At 61.5% G+C, this 21,980-nt stretch carries 23 protein-coding genes and 2 tRNA genes; 14 read left to right on the top strand and 11 right to left on the bottom strand.

Annotation, left to right across the window (positions count from 1 at the left end; all coding sequences use genetic code 11):
• The first annotated feature begins 15 nt into the window (after positions 1-15).
• Positions 16-918, top strand: coding sequence for an EamA family transporter (locus KUV39_RS17115; RefSeq protein ID WP_222460453.1), 903 nt, complete (start codon positions 16-18; stop codon positions 916-918).
• 10 nt (positions 919-928) lie between these two features.
• Here the strand turns inward: KUV39_RS17115 and KUV39_RS17120 are convergent, their stop codons facing one another.
• Together KUV39_RS17120 and KUV39_RS17125 are read right to left on the bottom strand one after the other, a co-directional pair.
• Positions 929-1,660 (bottom strand): NUDIX hydrolase, encoded by a 732-nt coding sequence (locus tag KUV39_RS17120; protein ID WP_222460476.1) that lies wholly within the window; start codon positions 1,658-1,660, stop codon positions 929-931.
• Between the two features lie 172 nt (positions 1,661-1,832).
• Complete coding sequence (locus KUV39_RS17125) at positions 1,833-2,249, bottom strand: DUF983 domain-containing protein (RefSeq protein WP_008560598.1); 417 nt, start codon at positions 2,247-2,249, stop codon at positions 1,833-1,835.
• 258 nt (positions 2,250-2,507) lie between these two features.
• Here KUV39_RS17125 and KUV39_RS17130 point away from each other — a divergent pair, with 258 nt between their 5' ends.
• The 4 genes from KUV39_RS17130 (at position 2,508) to KUV39_RS17145 (ending at position 4,641) form a co-directional block, all read left to right on the top strand.
• On the top strand, positions 2,508-3,005 hold the full coding sequence (locus KUV39_RS17130; protein WP_222460454.1) for an EF-hand domain-containing protein: 498 nt from the start codon (positions 2,508-2,510) through the stop codon (positions 3,003-3,005).
• A 64-nt stretch (positions 3,006-3,069) separates the two neighbouring features.
• Positions 3,070-3,693, top strand: a complete 624-nt coding sequence (locus KUV39_RS17135) for an RNA polymerase sigma factor (protein WP_222460455.1) — start codon at positions 3,070-3,072, stop codon at positions 3,691-3,693.
• Complete coding sequence (locus tag KUV39_RS17140; protein ID WP_222460456.1) at positions 3,686-4,171, top strand: hypothetical protein; 486 nt, start codon at positions 3,686-3,688, stop codon at positions 4,169-4,171. The genes KUV39_RS17135 and KUV39_RS17140 overlap by 8 nt, the downstream gene beginning before the upstream one ends.
• Positions 4,168-4,641: a periplasmic heavy metal sensor gene (locus tag KUV39_RS17145; RefSeq protein ID WP_046212060.1), complete on the top strand. Its 474-nt coding sequence runs from the start codon at positions 4,168-4,170 to the stop codon at positions 4,639-4,641. The genes KUV39_RS17140 and KUV39_RS17145 overlap by 4 nt, the downstream gene beginning before the upstream one ends.
• A gap of 194 nt (positions 4,642-4,835) precedes the next feature.
• Here KUV39_RS17145 and KUV39_RS17150 read toward each other — a convergent pair whose 3' ends face one another.
• Positions 4,836-6,278, bottom strand: coding sequence for a diguanylate cyclase (locus tag KUV39_RS17150; RefSeq protein WP_244998435.1), 1,443 nt, complete (start codon positions 6,276-6,278; stop codon positions 4,836-4,838).
• A gap of 93 nt (positions 6,279-6,371) precedes the next feature.
• On the opposite strand from KUV39_RS17150, the gene KUV39_RS17155 reads away from it, so the two are divergent.
• From KUV39_RS17155 to KUV39_RS17180, 6 genes are all read left to right on the top strand, one after another.
• Positions 6,372-6,656 (top strand): DUF3572 domain-containing protein, encoded by a 285-nt coding sequence (locus tag KUV39_RS17155; protein ID WP_008559949.1) that lies wholly within the window; start codon positions 6,372-6,374, stop codon positions 6,654-6,656.
• 170 nt (positions 6,657-6,826) lie between these two features.
• Complete coding sequence (locus KUV39_RS17160; RefSeq protein ID WP_008562089.1) at positions 6,827-7,516, top strand: HAD family hydrolase; 690 nt, start codon at positions 6,827-6,829, stop codon at positions 7,514-7,516.
• Positions 7,517-7,690: 174 nt separating this feature from the next.
• The gene (locus KUV39_RS17165; protein WP_222460457.1) at positions 7,691-9,250 is read left to right on the top strand and encodes a trimethylamine methyltransferase family protein; all 1,560 of its coding nucleotides are present in this window, start codon (positions 7,691-7,693) and stop codon (positions 9,248-9,250) included.
• A gap of 92 nt (positions 9,251-9,342) precedes the next feature.
• Positions 9,343-11,130, top strand: coding sequence for a DUF4153 domain-containing protein (locus KUV39_RS17170; RefSeq protein WP_222460458.1), 1,788 nt, complete (start codon positions 9,343-9,345; stop codon positions 11,128-11,130).
• A 93-nt stretch (positions 11,131-11,223) separates the two neighbouring features.
• Positions 11,224-11,811, top strand: a complete 588-nt coding sequence (locus tag KUV39_RS17175) for a heme NO-binding domain-containing protein (protein ID WP_008559683.1) — start codon at positions 11,224-11,226, stop codon at positions 11,809-11,811.
• Entirely contained in the window at positions 11,808-12,812 is a 1,005-nt protein-coding gene (locus KUV39_RS17180; protein ID WP_008562640.1) for a diguanylate cyclase domain-containing protein, read from the top strand. The genes KUV39_RS17175 and KUV39_RS17180 overlap by 4 nt, the downstream gene beginning before the upstream one ends.
• 197 nt (positions 12,813-13,009) lie before the next feature.
• On the opposite strand, the gene KUV39_RS17185 is transcribed toward KUV39_RS17180, so the two are convergent.
• The 6 genes from KUV39_RS17185 to KUV39_RS17210 all read right to left on the bottom strand — a co-directional run bounded on the left by KUV39_RS17185 (position 13,010) and on the right by KUV39_RS17210 (position 18,345).
• Positions 13,010-13,084, bottom strand: a tRNA-Glu gene (locus KUV39_RS17185).
• 318 nt (positions 13,085-13,402) lie between these two features.
• Positions 13,403-13,477 (bottom strand) — tRNA-Glu (locus tag KUV39_RS17190).
• A 147-nt stretch (positions 13,478-13,624) separates the two neighbouring features.
• A complete protein-coding gene (gene recJ / locus KUV39_RS17195) occupies positions 13,625-15,367 on the bottom strand; it encodes a single-stranded-DNA-specific exonuclease RecJ (RefSeq protein WP_222460459.1) in 1,743 nt (580 codons plus the stop codon).
• A gap of 116 nt (positions 15,368-15,483) precedes the next feature.
• Positions 15,484-16,467 (bottom strand): class II fructose-bisphosphatase, encoded by a 984-nt coding sequence (glpX, locus tag KUV39_RS17200; RefSeq protein WP_222460460.1) that lies wholly within the window; start codon positions 16,465-16,467, stop codon positions 15,484-15,486.
• 150 nt (positions 16,468-16,617) lie between these two features.
• Entirely contained in the window at positions 16,618-17,904 is a 1,287-nt protein-coding gene (locus KUV39_RS17205) for a homoserine dehydrogenase (protein WP_222460461.1), read from the bottom strand.
• Between the two features lie 156 nt (positions 17,905-18,060).
• Positions 18,061-18,345, bottom strand: coding sequence for a hypothetical protein (locus KUV39_RS17210; RefSeq protein ID WP_168577974.1), 285 nt, complete (start codon positions 18,343-18,345; stop codon positions 18,061-18,063).
• Between the two features lie 116 nt (positions 18,346-18,461).
• Here KUV39_RS17210 and KUV39_RS17215 point away from each other — a divergent pair, with 116 nt between their 5' ends.
• Both KUV39_RS17215 and KUV39_RS17220 read left to right on the top strand, forming a co-directional pair.
• A complete protein-coding gene (locus tag KUV39_RS17215; RefSeq protein WP_046212052.1) occupies positions 18,462-19,076 on the top strand; it encodes a TetR/AcrR family transcriptional regulator in 615 nt (204 codons plus the stop codon).
• On the top strand, positions 19,043-19,621 hold the full coding sequence (locus KUV39_RS17220; protein ID WP_244998436.1) for a GNAT family N-acetyltransferase: 579 nt from the start codon (positions 19,043-19,045) through the stop codon (positions 19,619-19,621). Before KUV39_RS17215 ends, KUV39_RS17220 begins: the two co-directional genes overlap by 34 nt.
• Here the strand turns inward: KUV39_RS17220 and KUV39_RS17225 are convergent.
• On the bottom strand, positions 19,618-20,529 hold the full coding sequence (locus KUV39_RS17225) for a pirin family protein (protein WP_222460462.1): 912 nt from the start codon (positions 20,527-20,529) through the stop codon (positions 19,618-19,620). The two genes, KUV39_RS17220 and KUV39_RS17225, sit on opposite strands and share 4 nt — an antisense overlap.
• 282 nt (positions 20,530-20,811) lie before the next feature.
• Here KUV39_RS17225 and KUV39_RS17230 point away from each other — a divergent pair, with 282 nt between their 5' ends.
• Positions 20,812-21,300: a hypothetical protein gene (locus KUV39_RS17230; RefSeq protein WP_222460463.1), complete on the top strand. Its 489-nt coding sequence runs from the start codon at positions 20,812-20,814 to the stop codon at positions 21,298-21,300.
• Between the two features lie 77 nt (positions 21,301-21,377).
• On the opposite strand, the gene KUV39_RS17235 is transcribed toward KUV39_RS17230, so the two are convergent.
• Positions 21,378-21,977 (bottom strand): TadE/TadG family type IV pilus assembly protein, encoded by a 600-nt coding sequence (locus KUV39_RS17235; RefSeq protein ID WP_046212048.1) that lies wholly within the window; start codon positions 21,975-21,977, stop codon positions 21,378-21,380.
• Positions 21,978-21,980: the final 3 nt, after the last annotated feature.

The raw sequence follows: 21,980 nt of genomic DNA on the forward strand, positions 1-21,980 counted from the left end.
GCCATAACCCTTTGCATGAGTTTGTGGATCCCCATCGCCATTGCGGCTGCCAGTTTTCAGACAGTTCGCTTCATGCTGCAAAAGGTCCTGAGCAGTGTGACCCTGTCGTCTGCCGGTGCGACATTTGCCCGGTTTGTTTATTCCGCGCCACTGATCTGGGCGGGGCTTCTTGGCTATCTTGCGGTGTCGGGGCGCGCCCTTCCTGATCTGAGCGCGACATTCTGGGTCTTTGCAACAATTGGCGGTACGGCGCAAATCCTTGCCACGGTGTGCGTTGTCGCCCTGTTCCGCCAACGCAATTTCGCAGTCGGCATCACCTTCAAGAAAACCGAGGTGATCCAGACCGCCATTGTCGGGCTGATCGTTCTGGGAGACGGGATCTCTGCCCTTGGCTGGGGGGCGATCGTCATTGGGCTTTGCGCGGTTCTGGTTTTGTCGAAGACACCGGAAAGCACCGGACCGTGGTGGCGGCATCTGACCAATCGGGCGTCTCTTCTTGGGCTTGGTTCGGGGGTTCTGTTTGCCTTTTCCGCCGTGAGCTACCGGGGGGCATCGTTGCAACTGGCCGAGCTGGAGGCCGCGTTTCGCGCCGGGGTCACGCTGGCCGTTGTCGTCAGTCTTCAGACCCTGTTCATGCTGGTCTGGCTGAGCCTGCGCGAAAAGGGTGAAATTGCCCGTGTCTGGGCCGCAAGGCGGGTTGCGGTCTGGGTCGGCATGACCAGCCTTCTTGGGTCATTCTGCTGGTTCTGGGCCTTTACCCTGCAGAATGCCGCCTACGTCAAGGCGCTGGGTCAGATCGAACTGCTGTTGTCGCTGCTGGCGTCGGTGCTGTTCTTCAAGGAGGTCATCACCCGGCGCGAGATCCTTGGCATGGGGTTGCTGATCCTGTCGATCCTGGTGCTGTTGCTGGCGATCTGAGCTGGCAGGCTCAGCCGTCGCTTGGCATTGGATAGCCCTTGAGCCGCAGGAAATGGCTCGATTCATCGTCATTGCGAAAGAACGGGACACTGACCGGTGGTTCGCTGTTGCGGATGCGCTGGGTGACTTCGGCCAGAACCACTTCGGTGATGAAGGGCAGATCATAGGTCCGCACCCGACTGAGCGGGATCCACTGGAGGTGGGACAGCTCTTCGCTGGCGCGGGAAAAATCATCGAGATCGCCGACGATATGCTCTGCATCGATCAGAAAGAACCGTGCGTCAAACCGGCGGGGGCGGCCCGGCGGGGTGATGGCGCGAAAGACAAACTGCAAACCAGCGGCAGCGGGCAAGTGACCGGTGGCGGCAAACCCCTCCCAGTCTGTTTCCGGCGCTGTGGGCCATGTGCCGGGGGTGCCCAGGATCAGACCGGTTTCTTCCCACAGCTCGCGGATTGCGGCCACGGCCAGCGCATGGTGCAGATCGCCTGCGGATTGTTCCTGCAGGCGGTTGCGGCAGACATCCGGCAGCGGCGTGGCCAATGGAACGTCACCGTCGCCAAGGTCTACTGCACCGCCGGGGAACACCACCTTGTTGGGCATGAAAGCGGCCTTGGCGCCACGCTGGCCCATCAAAACCTGCGGATCCGCACCCATCCGGTCCCGCACCACGATCACGGTTGCCGCGTTGCGGATCGCTGTCTTGTCTGTGGTGGTCCGGGCTTGGGCGCTTTCGGGGATCATGGGCAACCTTTTGATGGCAATAAGAGAGGTGCGCAGCATCAGAGACTGCCCCTTAGATCTGACCGGGATCCGGCAGTGATGCAAGGGGCACCGCCTGTGCCGCTGCGGCGAAACCTGCGGCAAAGAAAAAGGCCCGTGCCGGTGGCAGGGCCTTTTGTCTGATCTTGTCTGCTTAGTCTTCCTTGCCGAAACCGTGCATCCGGCGCGCCCATTGGTAGGCGACGACAATCCCCTTCATCCGGGGCAGCAGGAACAGCGAGGACAGCAGGCACCCCAGTGAGAACACCGTAAAGGTCACCAGCGGCTCAGGCCGCCAGGCGAAATAGACCACATGCATCAGCGGCGCCATAATGTGGCCCACCAGAAGAATGGTCAGATATGCAGGGCCATCGTCGGCACGCGCATTGCTGAGGTTCAGGCCGCAATTGGCGCATTCATCATTCACCTTGAGGTACGAATGAAGGACTTTGCCCTCGCCGCAGTTGGGGCATTTGCACCGCCAGCCCCGCAGAACCGCGGGCCAGGTTGGACGGTCTTCTTGGCTATCCGTTTTGATGTCGGCCGAAAGCGCCGCAGATGACTCGGTCATAACAAATCCTATCTTTTGAGCTCATATTTGGTCTCATTGCGTCCCGGAATAAAGGGGGCGTCATTGGGTCTGCGTCGGGATGCCGCAAGATTGGGCGGCTTTGGCTGAAGGCGCAATAAAAGAAAATTATGCGAATTGAAGGCTCTGCCGGCGCGCGCGGATTTTTTTCGAGAAAAACCGACGGAAGTGTCATGGGCGGCCGTTTAGCTCATGTCATCGGCGGCAAGGGGCTGCCGATCTGCAAAAGGACCGCAGACCATGAAACATACGAAGTTCATCGCAGCCGTGATCGTCGCCGGTGCTGTTGTCGGAGCCACAGGCGCCATTGCCAAACCGGGCCACGGTGGCAAAGGTGGCTTTGGGCCGGGCATGACGTTTGAGCAGATTGATGCGGACGGCGACGGTCAGATCAGCAAGCAGGAAATGGAAGGTCTGCGCGAGGCGCGCTTTGCCGCGACCGATGCTGATGGTGATGGCAAGCTGACACTGGCCGAGATCGAAGCCGCCGCACAGGCGCGCGCCAAGGAACATGCGGCCAAGATGATGGAGCGGATGGACGCGAATTCGGATGGGGCGGTGACGCTGGACGAGCTGCCCAAACCCCGCCGCGCCGGAAAGATGTTTGACCGGGTCGACGCCAATGGTGATGGTGCCATCAGCAAGGACGAATATGAAACCGCCCGCATGAAGCACCAGGCGCGCCATGGTGGAGATCGCCGCCACGGCGGTCAGGGCGGCGCAACGGAGCAGAACTGAACCGGGACCAGATGTGTCGATATCTGCCAAATATGCCGGGCGGGCCCCGGCGAGGGGCCCGTTGATGTCGCAGCCACCGCCGACGCAGGCGGGGCAGGGGCAGGCCTGTGACGAACGACCGGTCGAGGATCCGGAGGGCGCATTGCTTTTGCGATTTGCTCAGGGGGATCCGCATGTCGCGGCAGAGCTGACACAACGGCTTGCGCCGCGCGCGCTTGGTGTTGCGATGCGGGTTCTGGGCAACCGGGCCGAAGCAGAGGACATCACCCAGGAGGCGATGGTGCGCCTGTGGCGTCAGGCCGAACATTGGGAGCCGGGGCGCGCGCGGGTCTCGACCTGGCTCTATCGCGTGGTGATGAATCTTTGCATCGATCACAAACGACGCCAGCGGGGCGGGCATCTGGATCTGGACGCCATCCCCGAACCGGAAGACACGGCCCAGAGCGCGGCAGAGCGCCTTCAGGATGGAGCCCGGCAGGACGCCCTGCAGAGCGCGCTGATGCAACTGCCAGAACGCCAGCGTCAGGCCGTGGTTCTGCGCCACATCGAAGACCTGCCAAACCCGGAGATCGCAGGGATCATGGACATCAGCGTCGAGGCGGTCGAAAGTCTGACCGCGCGGGGCAAACGGGCGTTGGCCGCCATCCTGGCCGGACGCCGGGCTGAATTGGGGTATAGCGATGGTTGACAAGACAGATAGACATGCGCCCGGACAGCCGGGCGGACAAGCGGATGCAGAGCAGTCCCGCGGCGAGGATGATCTGTTTGCGGACGCGCTGATGGATGATCTTTTTGCCGAAGCCCGCGACTGCAGCCCTGCCGAGGTGCCGGTTCATTTGGAGCAGTCCATCATCCGAGAGGCTGTTGCCATTCAGGCTGCGCGGGCTGCTGCGGTGCAGTCTCAGGGCGCGGACTGGGCCAAGGGCAGGACCGAGAGGGGCAGCACGGGTCTGATGGCGCAGCTGCGCGGCGTGATCGCGGCCATTGGTGGCTGGCCTGCGCTTGGGGGGCTGGCCACGGCGAGTGCGGCTGGTTTGTGGATTGGACTGGCGCCGCCGTCCTTTATCCCTGATCCGGTGGCCCTGGCCGGGATCGACCTGAGCGCGTCGGATTTGCCGGATGACAGCTATGACTTGGCGCTGGTGCTGAGCGAGGAGACAGAATGACACAAGAGCCAACAAAATCTCCCCGCCGGTGGGTGCGCTGGCTGCTGATCGGGTCGCTTGCCCTGAACCTGATCGTGGTTGGGGTTGTTGCCGGGGCGGCCTGGCGGTTTGCCGGACACGGACGAGATGGCGGCAAGGCGCCGCCGCCGATCGGGGCGCTTCTTTATCGTGATCTGGATCGTGACACGCGCAAGGCTTTGCGGAGTGCGGTTGAGGGCGACCACGAAAGTTTCCGCGCCCGCCGCATGGCCGAGGTTGTCACGGTTGTCACGCTGTTGCGGGCTGACCCCTTTGATCCGGCCGCTTTGGAGGGGGCTTTGCAGGACCATGCGGCGCGGCGCAGTTCTTTCCACCAGTCGGTGCAGGTCGCCTGGCTGAGCCAGGTTCGCGAGATGACAGCCCAAGAGCGGGCGTCTTATGCTGCCGAGCTGGAAGAGCGTTTGGCGCGCCACGACCGGAAACATCGCTGAGCGCGGGGCAAGATCGGAACAGGGCAGTGGCGAGAGCACTGCCCTGTTTGCTGTTGATGGACCATCTGCTGCTCTTGTCTGGTCCTGCCTGTAGTGCGCGACGCCATGCCGGGTGTGCTGGTCTTTTGGCGGTCGAGCCCGTCGTTCACTGTCCTTGGTCTTTGCGCCCCGCTGGATGGGGCGGATGGGGTTGGTCAGGCTGCAAGCTCTGCCAATGAGACGCGGTTGCGGCCTGCATGTTTGGCGCTGTAAAGCGCGCGGTCGGCGTTGGTGATCAGGTCATTTACACAGGCCTCGCGGGCCTGCGGGTTTCTCAGGATCTCGCTGTGCTGGGTGCCACCGCCAATCACGGCTCCGATGCTGATGGTGACATGAATGGGGCGGTCAACGCCTGCGATGTGAAATGGTTTGCTGTTGATCCGGTTGCACAAATCGCTGGCAACGGCGGCTGTCATGGCTTCGCCGAGGCCGGGCAGCACGATCATGAATTCTTCACCACCGACGCGGGCGACAAGATCAACAGGGCGCAGCGCGGACTGCAGGCGTTTCGCGGCCTCGATCAGCACCGCATCGCCTACCGGGTGGCCGTAGATGTCGTTGATCTGTTTGAAGTGGTCCAGATCGGCAAGCATCACCGCAAAGGGATCGCCCGTCTTGGCTGCGCTGCCTGCAACCTGATCGAGGAACGGCTTGGCATAGCGGCGGTTGAACAGGCCGGTCATCGGGTCTTCGACCGCAGCTCGCAGGCTGTTGCGGACGTTGTCGCGCAGATGGTCCATGCGGGCGCGCTGGCGCAGCTGGTTTTCGATGCGCAGGCTCAGCTCTGCGACGTTGAAACCGGCCTGCAGAACGTCGTGGGCCCCGCGATCCAGCGCCTCTGCGGCGATGGCCGGGTCGGCGGGGTGCACAACTGCGATCACAACCGTGCGCCGGGTAGAGGCGCGTGCCCGCAAATCCGCAATAAGGCGAAGGCCGGGGCCCGCGTTGGTCGGGCTCAGTTCGATGACGATCACATCAGGCACCGGCTCGCGCATCAGGGGGTGCACCGCATCAAGCTGGTGGCTTTCGAGGCGGTAGGGCACGCGCGAGGCAAGTTGGGCCTGCCAGTAGATGGCTGTTGCGCGTGCTTCGGTGACCAGGGCAACCATGGCGCCACTGATCCCCGCATTCAGATGGGCGTCGGACAGAACCGGACCGAACCGATGGGTGCCGCCGCCTTGCAGATGCAGGTCTTCCTTGTGGCTGGAGGCGCGCAGCAGGCTGCGGATGCGGGCCTGTAGCATCGTGTCATCAAGGGGCTGGACCAGCACATCATCGATGCCGGCACGCAGGGCAGACAGCCGACGGTCGCTGTCGGCCTCCTGATCAATTGCAATCACCGGGATATCAGCAAGCTGGTCATCCTCTGCCAGCAGCGCCTTGACGTCGGCGGCAGATCCATCAGGCAGGGACATGGCAGTAAGGATCAGGTCGGGGCGGCAGCGCAGGGCAGTTTTCACGATGCCCTCTGTGCCCTCGGCCTGCACCACACGGTAATAGGCTGCGGACAGCTGCACCTTCAGCATGATGCGGTTTGTCGCCACTCCGTCAATGATGAGGATCGTACCCTGCACGCGAAGCCCTTTCGCCTCTTGCATTCCAACTATCCCTGAAGTCTTAATGAGGATGGTTAATAAACCCTTTCGGATTTCCATCAAATTGACGGTGAAGTGTCAGGAATGTGTTCACATATGCCTTTTTCCGCCGATTCAGCCGAGACCCTGGCCCTCAAGGCGCTGGGTTGGCTGGCCGGCAATGACGAGTTGCTGCCCGTGTTTCTCGGCTCCACCGGGGCAAGCGAGTCGGATCTGCGGGAGCAGGCGGCCGACCCTGCGTTCCTTGGCTCGGTGCTGGATTTCCTGACGATGGATGATGCCTGGGTGATGGCCTTCTGCGACAGCTTGGGCATCGCCTATGAGATCCCGATGCAGGCGCGGATGGCGCTGCCGGGCGGCGCGCAGGTCCACTGGACCTGAGCCGCTGAGGCGAGCCGCAGACAAGCCCTGACAGGCCGTCACTTGCGGGCTGTTCTAAACGGCTGGCGACAGAGGGGCGGATCGCCTATCAATTGGCAAACGGGGCAAATTCGCCCCGGCCCTGAAACTTGGCCCGCCGGATAGGGTGGGCCCCGACCGAAGGACTGCCCATGCCCGTTGATGCCCTGCTGTTTGACAAGGACGGAACTCTTTTCGATTTTGCGCAGACCTGGAACACTTGGGCGGCAGAGGTGCTGAACACGCTGTCGCGCGGTGATCACGCCGCCAAGGTGGGGATGGCGCGGGTGATCAGCTATGATCTTGATCGCTCGGCCTTTAATGCCGACAGCCTGGTCATCGCAGGATCCAACGACGAGGTGGCAGAGGTGCTATCCCCTTTCGTGGCCCATATGGATCTGCCAGAACTGACGGCCTTTCTGGCCCAAAGCGCGGCCACTGCGGATCTGTCTCCGGCGGTGCCGCTGGCTGCGTTCCTTGATGACCTGCTGGCGCGGGGAAAGGTGCTGGGGGTGATGACCAATGATTCAGAAATCTCAGCCAAGAGCCAACTGGAGCGCGCAGGGGTGTTGGATCGCTTTGCCTTTGTGGCGGGCTGTGACAGTGGCCACGGCGCAAAGCCAGATCCCGATCCGCTGCTGGCGTTTTGCAAGGCTGCAGGCGTCGCTCCGGAGCGGACGGCGATGGTCGGTGACAGTCTGCACGACCTGATCGCGGGGGCTGCGGCCGGGATGCGACGCATTGGTGTGCTGACGGGCATGGCAACGGCTGCTGATCTGCAGGACCACGCGGATGTCGTGCTGCCGAATATCGGGCATATTCCGGCGTGGCTCGACGCCTGAAACTTGTCGCACTGTACAGAGATGTACAGAATTTTGCCACGATGGACCGGTCTTGGTTGAAAAGCGACGAGACCTGTCGGTAACAGGCAATTCTTGATGACCGGACCGGGGCCTGCTGATGAGGTGGGCGCCGGCTCCTTGTCTGGTGGGCGCCCGAAATAGCGGAGGGCGGCCATGACGATACAAACACGCAGCAGACGGCGCGGGGGCGGACGTGCAGGTGCAGCGCAGCGGCGCGGCGATGCCGTGATCGAACAGTTGCCCTGGTCGATCCCGCAGGTAATTGACCCGCCCATCGAACCTCTCCCCCCCGAAGGTGTTGCGGCCATCCATGATGGTGCCATGCGCATCCTGGAAGAAATCGGCATCGTCTTTCTGAATGATGAGGCGCTGGCAATCTTCAAGGAGGCGGGCTGCAAGGTGGACGGAAATATCGTCTATCTTGACCGGGATTTTGTGATGGAGATGGTGGCCAAGGCCCCGTCGGAATTCACCATCACCCCGCGCAATCCGGAGCGTGTGTTGCCCTTTGGCGGGCGCAACATCCTGTTTGGCAACGTGTCCTCTCCGCCCAACTATTGGGATCTGTCCCTGAATGCCAAGGTGCCGGGCAACCGTGAACAGATGCGTGACCTGCTGAAGCTGACGCAGTATTTCAACTGCATCCATTTCGCAGGCGGCTACCCGGTGGAGCCGGTCGATATCCATGCCTCTGTGCGGCATCTGGATGTGCTGTTTGACAAGCTCACCCTCACCGACAAGGTGATGCATGCCTATTCGCTGGGTAAGGAACGCGTCGAGGACGTGATGGAGATGGTGCGCATCGCAGGAGGTCTGAGCGACGAAGAGTTCGAAGCCAAGCCGCATATGTACACCAATATCAACTCGACCTCTCCGCTGAAGCACGATGAGCCGATGATTGACGGTTGTCTGCGTCTGGCGCGTCGGGGGCAGGCGATTGTGGTGACACCCTTCACCTTGGCGGGCGCGATGGCGCCGGTGACGATGGCGGGCGCGGTGGCGCAATCCATCGCAGAATCCCTCTCTGCCATTGCGTTGTTCCAGTATGTCCGGCCGGGCATCCCCTGCATGATCGGGACGTTTACGTCCAACGTGGACATGAAATCGGGCGCGCCGGCGTTTGGCACCCCGGAATACATGCGATCTACTCAGATGACGGGGCAGATGGCCCGGTTTTATGACCTGCCGATGCGGTCATCCGGGGTCTGTGCGGCCAATGTCCCGGACGGGCAGGCGATGTGGGAGACGTCCAATTCGCTATGGGCGGCGGTGCAGTCAGGCACCAACATGGTCTACCACTCTGCGGGCTGGCTGGAGGGCGGGTTGATTGCAAGCCCGGAGAAGTTCGTGATGGACTGCGAAGTCATCCAGCACATCCAGCGCTATCTGCAACCACAGATCACCGCAACCCGTGGGGAAGATATCGCGTTGGAAGCAATTCGCGAAGTGGGCCATGACGGCCATTTCTTTGGCACCCAGCATACTCAGGATCGCTATAGCACCGCGTTCTATCAGCCGTTTCTCAGCGATTGGCGAAATTACGAGGCCTGGGAGGCTGCAGGCGGTGTCTGGACTGCAGAGCGGGCGCATCACGTCTACAAGGAGATCGTTGGCAGTTTCGAGCCCCCAGCGATGGATGATGCGATCCGAGAGGAACTGGCCGCATTTGTCGAACGCCGCAAGGCCGAGGGAGGCGCGCCGACCGATTTCTAACACCGGTTGAGGGGAAGTTTCGCCGTCTCTCACCTCTGCTCAAATTCCATGCAAGTGTATAAGCCGTTTCAACCAACGAAGGAATCAGGCTTATGAGCGACATGACCGCGGCGACGGTGGCGAAAGCGAGACTCCCCGTGATTGGCCTTGGAGCGGGCAGCGGTTTTGCTGTCTGGTTGCTGGCCGAAGCGCTGCAGCAGGATGTGCTGTCTCCCAGCCTGTGGCTGGCGGCTTTTGCCTTTGTCGGTAGCCTGTGCTGTGGCGCGCTGGCGATGATCGGTCCGTTGCCGATCCATCAGGCGCTGAAGGGTGGGGGGCTTCTTGCGGTGCCGATGACGGGCCTTTTGCTGTTGGCTTCTCTCAGGTTTTCGGTGGCGACCGACCTGCTGGACGGCCCGGCCTTGGTGCTGATGGCCATCGCTCTTGGCGGGGTATCCTGTTCCTTTCTGCTGATGTGGTTGCGTGGGGCGCAGGATTGGCTGAGCTATGATGCGCTCTCTGCTGCCAGTTGGGGCATCGCCTTTCGGCTGGGCTGTGGGATTGCATTTGTCTTTGTCCTCTGGGGGCTTGGACTGCTGTCCAATGCGTTGTTGGGTCTGGTGAACATCACCTTTCTCGAAGACATTGCGGATACCGATTGGCTGGCTCTGACACTAAGCGGCGCGGCGTTCGGGCTGGGGCTGGCTGTGGTGCAGGAGCTGGGTGATGGGCATGCGCCGGAGCTGTTGTTCCGGCTCATCAGTCTGCTTCTTGTGCCGGTGTTTGTCGTTGTTGGCCTGTTCCTGCTGGCGATCCCGTTTCAGGGATTGTCCAATGCCTTTGGCCATCTGTCCTCTGCTGCGACGCTGATGGCGATGGCGGGAGTGATCGGGACGCTGATTTGCGTCGTGCTTTATCGGTTTCGCCAGCCACGGGGGCTGACTGGGCTGACAACCCGCGCCCTTGCCGTGGCGCTTGGGCTGGTTGCCGTCCTGTGCATCTGGGCTGTGATGATGCGGATTTTCCAATACGGCTGGACCCCTGATCGGGTCTATGCGGCGGTCCTTGCCGCGCTCGTGTTGCTGCATGGCGTCACCTACGCAGTCGTTGCGGTGACGGGGGGCGTGAATTGGGCGGCCAAGTTGCGGCGGGCGGTGGTTGCCCTTGGTCTTGTGACGGCCGCCTGGCTGGCGATTCTTCTGAGCCCGCTTGCGGATGCCGGGCGCATTTCGGCCGCCAGTCAGATTGCGCGGTTCAACGCGGGAGAGATCCCAGCCCACGAATTGCCCCTGTGGGAGATGGCGCATGATTGGGGGCGCGCGGGTCAGGCCGCCCTTGCAACGCTTGAGGCGGCGGCACAGGCGCAAGGGGATGGCGACCTGCTGGAGCGCCTGGAAATTGCCAGAGCCGCAGACACCCGGTGGGAAGCGCTTGCCGCGCGAGAACCAAATACCGCGGATCTGGCCGCGCGTCTGTCGGCGCTCTTGCCTGTGCAGCCTGCCGGACAAGTCATTGATGCTGATTACTTCTCTGAGATCGAAGCCTTTAACCTCAACCGTTGGATCAGCAGCTGTGAGCTGGTCCTGCAAAACGGTCGGCGGGGATGCGCGGCAATCGTGGAACCACTTGGCCCGCTTGGCGTTGGGGAACAGGTCGGCGGTGATACAACCCTTTTGGTGCTGGTCCCCCCTCATGATTTGACCCGGCTTGAATTTGTCCCGCTGACCCGGCGCAACGGGAAGACAGAGGCTGGGTATTCGATCACTTTGGGGAATTCCGCGCATTCTGCCGCAGGGGCTGCTGAACTGCTTGGTACAGTACAGGATGGTCTGTATGAGGTTTCGCCAAGCCGTCAGATGACGCTGAAACTGGGTGAGATGGAAGTCCTGTCACAGCCCTGACAAAATGCGGTCGAAATCATCCGCAATTTTAAATGTTGGCCCTTTCTTAACCAGCTTGGGTCAAGAGTAACGAGACGCAACAAGGGGCCAGCAATGCACGGTCTGATCAATAGGGCATTCCAGGGGTTTGTCAGCACCACCTTCGGCGTGGAAAGCTGGCTGACGATCATGGATAGGGCAGAGCTCGGCTTTAGCGAGTTCGAAGCCATGCTGACCTATACGGATGAGCAATCCATGATCATGCTGCGGTCTGCCGAAGAGGTGCTGAATCGTCCGCTGCCAGAAATGCTGGAGGACATGGGAACCTTCCTCGTCTCCAACCCCCAGGTCGAAGCGCTGCGGCGGCTGTTGCGGTTTGGTGGGGTGAACTACGTCGAATTTCTGCACTCGCTTGATGATCTGCCAGACCGCGCGCGCCTTGCCGTTGCGGATCTGAACCTGCCGGGGTTGGAGCTGATCGAGCAGGCGCCAGGCCAGTTTGAATTGCACTGTCAGCCCGGTCTGCCAGGCTATGCCAACGTCCTGATGGGGGTGCTGCGGGCGATGGCGGATGATTACGGCGATCTGGTTTTCCTCGATCACTCTGGCACGCATGACGGGGCAGAGGTGATCGCGATTACCCTTGTGGAAACAGAGTTTTCCGAAGGCCGCGCCTTTGATCTGGGAGCGCATTCGCTATGAAGATCGACATCCTTGATTTCCTGGGCATCAGCGATCAGATCTGCCCGATGCATGTGGTTATCGATGCCGAGGGCAAAATCCTTGCAGCCGGTCCCACGCTCAAGAAGCTGCGCCCGGAAACGGAATGGGTCGGCAGTTCCTTCTTTGATATTTTTGATCTGTCTCGTCCGCGTTGGGTGCAATCGACGGCTGACCTGATCAAAACCGCAGGCTCCAAGCTGCACCTCAATTTTCGCGAGGCGCCGCAGACCGGGTTGAAGGGCGTTCTGGCGCCGCTGCCAAGCGGTCAGGGGGCCTTTATCAACATGTCGTTTGGCATCTCTGTTCTGGAGGCCGTGCGCGACTATGACCTGACCAGCGCCGATTTCTCGCCAACCGATCTGACGATCGAGATGCTTTACCTGGTTGAGGCGAAATCAGCCGCGATGGAGGCATCTCGCCAGCTGAACCTGCGTCTGCAGGGGGCCAAGATCGCGGCAGAGGAACAGGCCTTTACCGACACGCTCACCGGGTTGAAGAACCGCCGGGCGATGGATCACATTCTCAATCGCCTGATTGCCTCGGGGCGGGATTTTGCCCTGATGCATGTGGATCTCGACTTCTTCAAGGAGGTCAACGATACCCTGGGCCATGCTGCCGGTGACACGGTGTTGCAGCATGTCGCGAAGCTGATGGTGCAATGCACCCGGCAGAACGATACGGTCGCCCGTGTTGGTGGCGATGAGTTTGTGCTGATTTTCGAAGGTCTTGTGGATCGTATCCAACTGTCTGGCATCGCCCGTCGCCTGATCAGCAGTATCGAAGAGCCGATTCCCTTTGGGGATCGCTCCTGCAATATCTCTGCCAGTGCCGGAACGGCGCTGTCTTCGGCCTTTGCTGCGGTTGAGGATGGTGCCCTGTTGCTGCATCAGGCGGATGTTGCGCTCTACGCCGCCAAGAACGCAGGCCGTGCGCGCCATTTCTTCTATCAGCCGGGCATGGAGGGGGCAGAGGCCTCCTGAGGGCTGCACTTTCGTCCGTGGCCCAGGCCCGCGGGGAAGACAGCAGTGGAACGACACGAAGGGGGCCAATGGCCCCTTTTTTCGTGCTTTTGCTGGGCCGCGGCAGGGCAGGGTGGTCTGGGACGGATGGAACTGTCGCGCGCAGACGCAATCAGCGTAGTGTCGCTGCGGTATTTGATTTTGGGGAGAAACAGAAGTGGCAGCCCGTAGGGGAATCGAACCCCTCTTTCCAGGTTGAAAACCTGGCGTCCTAACCGATAGACGAACGGGCCACGCTGTCTGTGAGGGGGTGTTTACTTAGTCCGCTGGCCGGGCGCAAGAGGCATTTTGCAGGAAAATGCGATTTTTTGAGAGAAATTCCAAAATCGCGCAAATCATTGATCCAAAGCGGGAAAATGGCATGCGTCAGGGGCAGGCCTGTGGATAAGTTCTGGCCTGCGTGCGGGGGATCATGGTCTGTGAATGCACCAAGCCCAAGGCGTTCTGCGAACGGTTGCCTGCCTGCCTTGAACCTCGGAAATGAGGGTCGTGAACGGCAAAAAGCGGTTCATCAAAGGATGCGCGAGGCTAACGATTTGAAGGAAGAAAAGTGGCAGCCCGTAGGGGAATCGAACCCCTCTTTCCAGGTTGAAAACCTGGCGTCCTAACCGATAGACGAACGGGCCACTTGGTGTGAGCGGGTATTTAGTGGCTAGCGCCGAAACCCGCAAGAGAAAAATGCAGTTGATGCGAATTTATTTTGGGAGGCGCTGAAAGATGTCTTTTTTCATGGGGTTACGAGGTCCCGGTGGGGCCGGAGCCTCGGATTGCTCTTAGGCTTCTGCGGCATCTTCCAGGCGCAGTTGAACGGACTGGCGGCCGCCCCAGGTGTTGATCTCCAGCCGCCCTGCAAAATGAAAGCGGGCGCCACCGTGATCAAGCAGTCTCGGCCCCAGAGCGGTGTCAAACGCGCCAAAACAGATCGCGTCGATGCCGCTGCTCAGCCCGTCGCTCAGGGACAGTTTCAGATGGCTTTCGCCAATCCGCTTGGCAAATCGGACCTGCAAATCAGGAAAGCCGTAGCGCGGGGCGGGGGCCCCCGCGCCAAACGGGCCTGCCTGGTCGATCTGTTCAATCAGCGGCACTGTGGCCGCACCGGGCATCAGCATTCCGTCCAGCTTCAGATCCGCAGGACCAAGATCTCCTGCGCCCTGCTTTGCGAGCAGCTCGGCCAACCGCTCCATTGCCGGTTCCAGTTTGTCACGGGACACGGTCAACCCGGCAGCCATCTTGTGGCCCCCGCCTTTGACAAACAGGCCTTCTGCCGCAACCCGCTGGATGGAGGCGCCAAGGTCAATGCCGCTGACCGAGCGCCCGGATCCCTTGCCTTCGTTGCCATCCAGACCAATGACCACCGCAGGGCGGCCTGTGGCCTCTTTCAGGCGAGAGGCGACAATGCCGACCACGCCGGGGTGCCAGCCTTCTCCTGCGGCCCAGACCAGGGGGGCATCAAATCCGCGCGCTTCGGCCTGCTCCAGAGCCGCGGCTCGCACGGCATTCTCAATTTCGCGCCGCTCGGTGTTGAGTTCGTCAAGACGGGCAGCAATCGCTTCGGCTTCGGCGGGGTTTGTCGTGGCAAGGAGCCGGGCGCCAAGGTCGGCCTTGCCGATGCGACCACCGGCATTGACGCGCGGCCCAAGCAGAAACCCCAGATGGTAGGTCGATGGTGCCGAATCCATGCGCGATACATCAGCCAGGGCCACGAGACCCGGGCGCTGGCGCGCGGCCATGACCTTCAGCCCCTGTCGAACCAACGCGCGATTTGCGTCAACCAGCGGCGCAACATCGGCGACGGTTGCGAGGGCGACCAGATCCAGAAGCGCCATCAGATCAGGGCCGGTGCCCAGCCCCTTGTCGCGCATCTGCCGGCGCACTTCGACCAGCATCAGGAACACCACGCCGGCGGCGCAGAAATACCCCAGATCGCCATCTTCGTCCTGCCGGTTGGGGTTCACCACGGCAACGCAATCGGGCAGGGTCTCACCGCCAAGGTGGTGATCCAGCACGATCACATCGGCCCCCTTGGCGGCCGCGATAGGCCCGTGCGAAAGGGTGCCGCAGTCCACACAGACGATCAGATCGTGGTCGCGGGCAAGCGCTGCCATCGCCTCGTCATTGGGGCCATAGCCCTCGTCGATCCGGTCCGGCACATAGAGAGTGGCCCCCAGTCCTGCCTGTTGAAGCCAAACCAGAAGCAGCGCTGCAGAAGAGCCTCCATCCACATCGTAATCCGCAAAGACCGCAATGCGCTGGCGTTTCTCCACCGCTTGCAGAAAGCGGGCGGCGGCGATCTCCATGTCTTTCATGCGGCGCGGATCTGGCAGCAGCTCCTTGAGCTGCGGTGTCAGAAACCCCTGTGCCTCATGCGCGGGGACGCCGCGCCGGGCCAGCACCTGACATACGGCTGGAGGCAGGCCGATCTGCTGTTCCATCATCTCTGCCGCGCGGGCGGTATCCAGATCGGGGCCGATCCATCGGCGTCCGGTCAATGAGGTCTCAACACCCAGAAAGCTCACTCGTCCTGCCTCCGTCAGTTGGGGCTGTCATGAAGCAAAGGCCGGAGTCGCATGGACCCGGCCTTTGATGTTCAGATACCGAATGTTCGGGGGCGGCTGCAAGCGCCGCGGTCCGATCACTGGTGAGAGCTGAGAGGCGTGCGATAGCTCATGCGACGCACCGAGCCGGTTTTGGAGCGCATCAGCAGCGTGGTGGTTTCCACCCAGCCCGGCGTGCGCTTGATCGAGGGCAGCAGCGAACCGCCGGTCACGCCGGTTGCGGCAAAGATCACGTCCTGCGTGACCATCTCGTCGCGAGAGTAGACGCGGTCCAGATCGGTGATGCCTGCCTTGGCAGCGCGGCCTTTTTCGTCGTCGTTGCGGAACAGCAGGCGGCCAAAGATCTGACCACCCATGCATTTCAACGCCGCAGCAGCCAGCACGCCTTCGGGCGCGCCACCCTGGCCCATGTACATGTCGATGCCAGTGATTTCGCTTTCGGCACAATGCATCACGCCCGCAACGTCACCATCGGTGATGAGGCGGATGGAGGCGCCGGTCTCGCGAACTTCGGCGATCATCGCTTCGTGGCGGGGGCGTTCCAGAATGCAAACGGTGATGTCAGAGGTGGCACAGCCCTTGGCTTTTGCCAGTGCTTCCACACGTTCACGCGGGGACATGTCCAGAGAGACGACGCCTTCGGGGTAGCCCGGGCCAACCGCCAGCTTGTCCATATAGGTGTCGGGTGCGTGCAGCATGGAGCCACGCGGCCCCATCGCGATCACGGTCAGTGCATTCGGCATGTCTTTTGCGGTCAGCGTGGTGCCTTCCAGCGGGTCAAGCGCGATATCCACGCCGGGGCCATTGCCGGTGCCGACCTCTTCGCCGATGAACAGCATCGGCGCTTCGTCGCGTTCGCCTTCGCCGATCACAACAACACCCGCGATGTCGAGCAGGTTCAGCTGTTCGCGCATGGCGTTCACAGCGGCCTGGTCTGCCGCCTTTTCGTCGCCGCGCCCGATCAACGGTGCAGATGCCAATGCGGCCTGTTCGGCCACGCGGGCCAGGCCAAGCGACAGCATGCGGTCGTTAAATGCGGCGTCGTTGGTGTCAGAAGTCATAGCCAATGTCCTATCTCAATCGCGGGTCGGTGAGGCCGCATACCCTGCATTTTGGCGCGCGGGCAAGGCCTGATGGCGGTAACAGGGGCATCGGGCGGCCCCTGACCGTGGTCTGTTGCGGCTGTGCCGCCACCTGTGGTGGTCGGCGGTTTACAGTTCTTCGATGCGCAGGGCGACAGGTTCGCCCTCTACCACACCGGTCTTTGCCAGATCTTCAAGCGCCGTCTGCAGAATCTGCGAGGTGCATTTATGGGTCACGATCAGCACCGGTGCGGTCGGCTCGGAATGGCCGTATTGGCGCATCCGGTCGATGGACACACCGGCATTGCCAAGCGCGGCTGCGACCTTGGCAAGGGCGCCGGGTTTGTCCTGAAGGGACATGCGCAGGTAATGCGGGGCGGGCAGGCTGGTTTGGGCCGGTGCGGCCTCTTCCAGCGAGGTGGCAGGCTGGCCAAAGGTCGCAATGCGGAACCCCCGGGCAATGTCGCAGATATCGCCCATGACAGCGCTTGCAGTGGGGCCTTCACCCGCGCCTGGACCGCGCAGCACGATCTGCTCAACCGCGTCACCTTCGATGACGACCATGTTGGTGCCACCTTCAAGCTGGCCAAGCGGCGAGTTCGCAGGCACCAGACAGGGCGACATGCGCTGTTCCAGGCCGCGCGCGGTGCGCTGTGCAACACCAAGGAGTTTGATCCGGTAACCCATGTCTGCGGCGTGGCGGATGTCATCAAGGCTGATGCGCTGGATGCCTTCGAGCTGAACATTGTCAAAGGCGGGTTTGGTGCCAAACGCGATAGAGGCGAGCAGCGCAAGCTTGTGACCGGCATCAATGCCACCGACATCAAGGTTCGGGTCCGCTTCCAGATAGCCGAGCCGGTCGCATTCCTCAAACAGGGCGTTATAGCCCTGACCGGTCGCTTCCATCTGGGTCAGGATGTAGTTGCAGGTGCCGTTCATCACGCCCATCACGCGGGTCACGTCGTTGCCTGCGAGCCCTTCGGTCAGGGATTTGATGACAGGAATACCCCCGGCAACAGCAGCTTCGAACCGGATCACGCGCCCTGCGGCCTCTGCCTGCTCGGCGAGGGCCTGACCGTGAATGGCGAGCAGTGCCTTGTTGGCTGTAACAACATCTTTGCCCGCGGCCAGCGCGGCCTCGGTGGCGTCTTTGGCGGCGCCTTCATGGCCGCCCATCAGCTCGACGAAGACATCGACATCATCGCGGGTTGCAAGCGCGACCGGATCGGTTTCCCAAGCATAATCGCCCAGGGGCACGCCACGGTCTTTGCTCGCGTCACGTGCAGAGACTGCTGAGATCTGGACCGTGCGGCCGGTGCGGGCCTCCAGCAGGGCTGCCTGGCGGCGGATGATCTTGATCACGCCGGTGCCAACCGTGCCCAAACCTGCAATACCAAGGCGAAGCGGCTCTGTCATAGCTGGAGATCCCTTATTCCCAAAAAATACCTCACCGCCTTAGCGGGTTCGGCGCAGGGGTGCAACGCCAGCGGAGGCCGGAGGAGGACAAAACCGGGAGAGGTGGCTTTGGGGGGCAGAAACAGCGCAGAAAACGGCGCTTTTCAGATGCAAACGTCAGGGTTGGGCGTTGCGCAGTGCGTCGGCGCGCGCCTGAAGCCTCGCTGCGCGGGCTTCCAGTGACTGCTCGATTGCCTGACTTTCCTTGGCCGGGGCGGGGGAGGTTGCCAGTGCACTTTCCAGCGGGATCAGATCCGGGTAGGCGGTGCCGCGCAGGTCGGGGGTCAGGCGGTCTTCCAACTCGGGCACCCGCACACAGGCCGTTGCCACAGCCAACCCGATCACGGCGCAGGATAGGGGCACAGTGGCAATCAATCGGCGGAACTGATGTGTGGGCTGCATAAAAACCGTCCTTGTTGGCTGCGTCCTTGATGCACATATTGGCAGCATGGCACAAGCTTGGCGAAAACGCGCAGCTGGGTCTTTTATATGAACATTTGTTCAGTTAGGCTGAGGCTATGGCACGTACGCAAGGTTCACATTCTGATATCACCGGTCCGCGCATCCGGACAGAGGCACTGCGCCTGTTTGCTCAGCATGGCTATGCGGCCGTTTCCATGCGCCAGATCGCGTCTGCGGTCGGCGTGCAGGCTGGTGCGCTTTATAATTACACGCCCGACAAGCAAAGCCTGCTGTTCAGCCTGATGGAAGGCCACATGACCGAACTGCTGGCAGCCTGGCATGAGCAGGAGGCGGCTTATACGGCAGAGGCCAGCGATCCAGAGGCAAAGGTGCTGGCCCGGCTTGAGGCCTTCACCCGCTTTCACATCCGCTTTCACCTGGAACGGCCGGACGCGGTTTTCATCGCCTACATGGAATTGCGCAACCTCTCGGAGGACAATTTCACGGCCATCGAATCCCTTCGGCGGGAATATGAAAACGCGCTTCAGGCCATCCTGAAGGAGGGCGTGCGGCTCGGCGTTCTGCATGTGCCGGATCCCAAGATCGCGACGCTTGCGGTGATTGCGATGCTCAACGGTGTGATGACCTGGTATCGCAGCGGTGGCCGCCTGTCGCTGGAAGAGGTCGAGGGGATTTATTGGGACATGGTGAAGAAATCGATGCAGGTGTGAGCCTGCTGGATCTGCAAAGCCCCCGCCTGACCGCACAGCCCTGGCAGGACTGTTCTGTCGTGGAGTTGGCGGCCCTGTTTGATCCGGAGGTTGTTTGTCACCTGCCACCGGTTTTTCACGCAGCGCAGGACGATGCAGAGCGCCGCTCACGTCTTGCAGGACTGTCGCGAGAGGCGGAAGTGGTCGCGCTTGCGCGGCGTGATCTGCCTCGGAGGCCCTGTGTCGGGCTCTTGATCCTGTCGCATGCGGTGGCTGTGGCGGACACTGGGCAAAACACCTGCCACCTGGGCTATCTTTTTGCAAAATCTGCCTGGGGCGCGGGGCTTGCATCAGAGCTGATTTCGGCCCTGCAACGCCATCTTGCCGTCGGCCCACCCGTGAAAGTGTGTGGCGGCGTTGAGCCGGACAACCATGCCTCGGCTCGTGTGCTGGAGAAAGCGGGATTTCAGCGCGACAGCGACGGAGCCGGGGGAGAAATCCGCTATAGCTGGACCAGTGGGCGGGCGCAGCCCGACGAATGCGGACTGCGCGGTTTTGGTGGTTAGTGCTGCGGTTTGATGAACGTGCCGTTGCGCAGATCGCGAAACGCCTGATTGAGCTCTTCGCGGGTGTTCATCACAATCGGGCCATGCCACGCCACGGGTTCTTCGATTGGCGCACCTGATATCAGCAGAAAACGCACGCCTTCCGGACCTGCTTGAACGGTGATCTCATCGCCTGTTCCAAAGCGGATGAGAGTGCGGTCTCCCGACATGTCGCGAATATGTAGTTCTTCGCCCGCGACTTCCTTTTCCAGCAGGATGCCCTGTGGCGGTGCCGCGTCGACAAAGGCGCCTTGACCTGCAAACACATAGGCAAAGGCGCGTCGGTATGTGTCGATGAGGAATGTCTTTTTGACACCTGGTGGGACCGACACATCCAGATATTGCGGATCGGCTGCAATCCCGTCGACGGGGCCGCGTTTGCCCCAGAAATCGCCGACAATGACCCGGACGCGGGTTCCATCGTCATCGATCACTTCTGGAATGTCTTTGGACTGAACATCCTGATAGCGCGGCGCGGTCATCTTTTGACTGGCGGGCAGGTTGCCCCACAGCTGGAAGCCGTGCATCTGCCCCTTGGCGTTCCCCTTTGGCATCTCCTGGTGCAGAATGCCGGAGCCAGCCGTCATCCACTGGACATCCCCAGCCCCCAGCGTGCCGACGTTGCCGAGGCTGTCGCCATGGGCGACGGTGCCTTCCAGAACATAGGTGATGGTTTCGATCCCGCGATGAGGGTGCCAGGGAAAACCTGCCTCAAAATCCTCGGGGCGTTCGTTGCGGAAATCATCAAACAGCAGGAAGGGGTCCAGCTCGCTCGGGTCGTGAAACCCGAATGCGCGGTGCAGTTTCACGCCTGCGCCCTCCATGGTCGGGCTGGCGGGGCGTTGCTCTAGAATAGGGCGGATGGACATGATCGCTCTCCGATGATGGTGTCTGCCTTTTAGATAGAGCGTGCGGATTTGGTGGCAAAGATGCAGTGCCTCACGGGGTGTGTGCATGGCTGCACAGGTTGAACACACAGGTCAAACACACGGGCCAAACCGCAGTGCGGGATGCTCGCCATGTTGCGGCTGTTGCTGGGTGATGCCTGACCCGGCTGCGGCAACTGGGGGCTAGGCCAGAGGCCGCTTTCGCGCTACATCGGCGCAAGGCCACCCAAGGATGGGACAGGTCGGGCAGAGGAAGGGCGCAGCATGAGTGAGGAAATCCTGGCAACCGTAGAGGCATCGCAGCCACGACGCGTTCTGGCCGTCGGGATGTTGCTGATTATCGGGGCGATTCTTGTCTATGTGGCCCTTGCCACGCCACCTGCGCTGCATTGGTTGGTGTTTCTGTTGGCTGTTGGCGTCTTTTCCCTGTGGCTTGCGATGCGCCTGTGGCAGGCGACGGCCATGCGGATCGAGCTGACGGCAAGCGAGCTGCGGTGTTCCAACGGTGAGCTGATTGCCCGAACCGAGGATGTGGTCGCTGTGGATCGCGGGGTCTTTGCCTTCAAGCCGTCCAATGGCTTCTTGATCCGAACCAACGTGCCCGCATCGCGTAGCTGGCATCCGGGGCTTTGGTGGCGCCTGGGGCAGCGGATCGGCATTGGCGGCGTTACCCCTGGATCACAAAGCAAATCGATGGCCGAGATCCTGTCGATCATGATTGCGCAGCGTGGTCAGGGCCCGTCGCGGGGCTGATACCTGACTGTCAGTTGGACACAAGAAAAGGCGCCGCCGATGATCGGGGCGCCTTTGGTGTTGCGGATCGGTCAAGATCAGTCCGTTGACGGTGTGCTGTCATCATGGCTGCCGCCGGAGCCGTCCTGACCTTCAAACTTCACCTGTGGGGCAAAGCGGGGTCGGGTGAACACGAAGTTCTGAATATCCATATTTGGCAGGCCAACCCGAAAGGCCGGTTCGATGTCGTTGCGTGTTTCAACCAGAATGACACGCTCTTGGTCGGGCATGGAAGGCAGGTTGTCCTTCACGGTCTGGATAGTGGCGTCCTGCCATTCGACAAACTGACCGCCCCGGACCTTGGACCAGTCCACATAGTAGCGGTTGTCATCTTCGTCCCAGCGGATCACCGAGATGCGCAGCGAGATTGAGGAGTCGACCCGGATCAGCAGCTGGGCGAGTTCGTGCATGCTGTCGATGTAGGTTTCGTTCAGCGTCACCGTCTCTCGCGAGATGAGGTCGGAAATGGTGTAGGCGGCCTTGAGGTTTGCGCTCTCCTGACGGAAGGCATCGAAATAGGTGTAGATCGCGGCAAACACGCCCAGCAGAAGGGGCATGTAGAAGGCGAACTCTACCGAAACAGAGCCGTCAGTGTCACGACGATAGCGGCGAAACAGGGTGCGTAGAGACGTCAGCATGGT

The organism is Phaeobacter italicus (assembly GCF_019801785.1).
In the GTDB taxonomy this organism is placed as follows: domain Bacteria; phylum Pseudomonadota; class Alphaproteobacteria; order Rhodobacterales; family Rhodobacteraceae; genus Phaeobacter; species Phaeobacter italicus.

What these genes read in the sequence shown, in the direction of transcription:
- KUV39_RS17115 (WP_222460453.1), top strand. Translation starts at nt 16, where the DNA reads ATGAGTTTGTGGATCCCCATCGCCATTGCGGCTGCCAGTTTTCAGACA.
- KUV39_RS17120 (WP_222460476.1), bottom strand. Translation starts at nt 1,660, where the DNA reads ATGATCCCCGAAAGCGCCCAAGCCCGGACCACCACAGACAAGACAGCG.
- KUV39_RS17125 (WP_008560598.1), bottom strand. Translation starts at nt 2,249, where the DNA reads ATGACCGAGTCATCTGCGGCGCTTTCGGCCGACATCAAAACGGATAGC.
- KUV39_RS17130 (WP_222460454.1), top strand. Translation starts at nt 2,508, where the DNA reads ATGAAACATACGAAGTTCATCGCAGCCGTGATCGTCGCCGGTGCTGTT.
- KUV39_RS17135 (WP_222460455.1), top strand. Translation starts at nt 3,070, where the DNA reads ATGTCGCAGCCACCGCCGACGCAGGCGGGGCAGGGGCAGGCCTGTGAC.
- KUV39_RS17140 (WP_222460456.1), top strand. Translation starts at nt 3,686, where the DNA reads ATGGTTGACAAGACAGATAGACATGCGCCCGGACAGCCGGGCGGACAA.
- KUV39_RS17145 (WP_046212060.1), top strand. Translation starts at nt 4,168, where the DNA reads ATGACACAAGAGCCAACAAAATCTCCCCGCCGGTGGGTGCGCTGGCTG.
- KUV39_RS17150 (WP_244998435.1), bottom strand. Translation starts at nt 6,278, where the DNA reads ATGCAAGAGGCGAAAGGGCTTCGCGTGCAGGGTACGATCCTCATCATT.
- KUV39_RS17155 (WP_008559949.1), top strand. Translation starts at nt 6,372, where the DNA reads ATGCCTTTTTCCGCCGATTCAGCCGAGACCCTGGCCCTCAAGGCGCTG.
- KUV39_RS17160 (WP_008562089.1), top strand. Translation starts at nt 6,827, where the DNA reads ATGCCCGTTGATGCCCTGCTGTTTGACAAGGACGGAACTCTTTTCGAT.
- KUV39_RS17165 (WP_222460457.1), top strand. Translation starts at nt 7,691, where the DNA reads ATGACGATACAAACACGCAGCAGACGGCGCGGGGGCGGACGTGCAGGT.
- KUV39_RS17170 (WP_222460458.1), top strand. Translation starts at nt 9,343, where the DNA reads ATGAGCGACATGACCGCGGCGACGGTGGCGAAAGCGAGACTCCCCGTG.
- KUV39_RS17175 (WP_008559683.1), top strand. Translation starts at nt 11,224, where the DNA reads ATGCACGGTCTGATCAATAGGGCATTCCAGGGGTTTGTCAGCACCACC.
- KUV39_RS17180 (WP_008562640.1), top strand. Translation starts at nt 11,808, where the DNA reads ATGAAGATCGACATCCTTGATTTCCTGGGCATCAGCGATCAGATCTGC.
- glpX (WP_222460460.1), bottom strand. Translation starts at nt 16,467, where the DNA reads ATGACTTCTGACACCAACGACGCCGCATTTAACGACCGCATGCTGTCG.
- KUV39_RS17205 (WP_222460461.1), bottom strand. Translation starts at nt 17,904, where the DNA reads ATGACAGAGCCGCTTCGCCTTGGTATTGCAGGTTTGGGCACGGTTGGC.
- KUV39_RS17210 (WP_168577974.1), bottom strand. Translation starts at nt 18,345, where the DNA reads ATGCAGCCCACACATCAGTTCCGCCGATTGATTGCCACTGTGCCCCTA.
- KUV39_RS17215 (WP_046212052.1), top strand. Translation starts at nt 18,462, where the DNA reads ATGGCACGTACGCAAGGTTCACATTCTGATATCACCGGTCCGCGCATC.
- KUV39_RS17225 (WP_222460462.1), bottom strand. Translation starts at nt 20,529, where the DNA reads ATGTCCATCCGCCCTATTCTAGAGCAACGCCCCGCCAGCCCGACCATG.
- KUV39_RS17230 (WP_222460463.1), top strand. Translation starts at nt 20,812, where the DNA reads ATGAGTGAGGAAATCCTGGCAACCGTAGAGGCATCGCAGCCACGACGC.
- KUV39_RS17235 (WP_046212048.1), bottom strand. Translation starts at nt 21,977, where the DNA reads ATGCTGACGTCTCTACGCACCCTGTTTCGCCGCTATCGTCGTGACACT.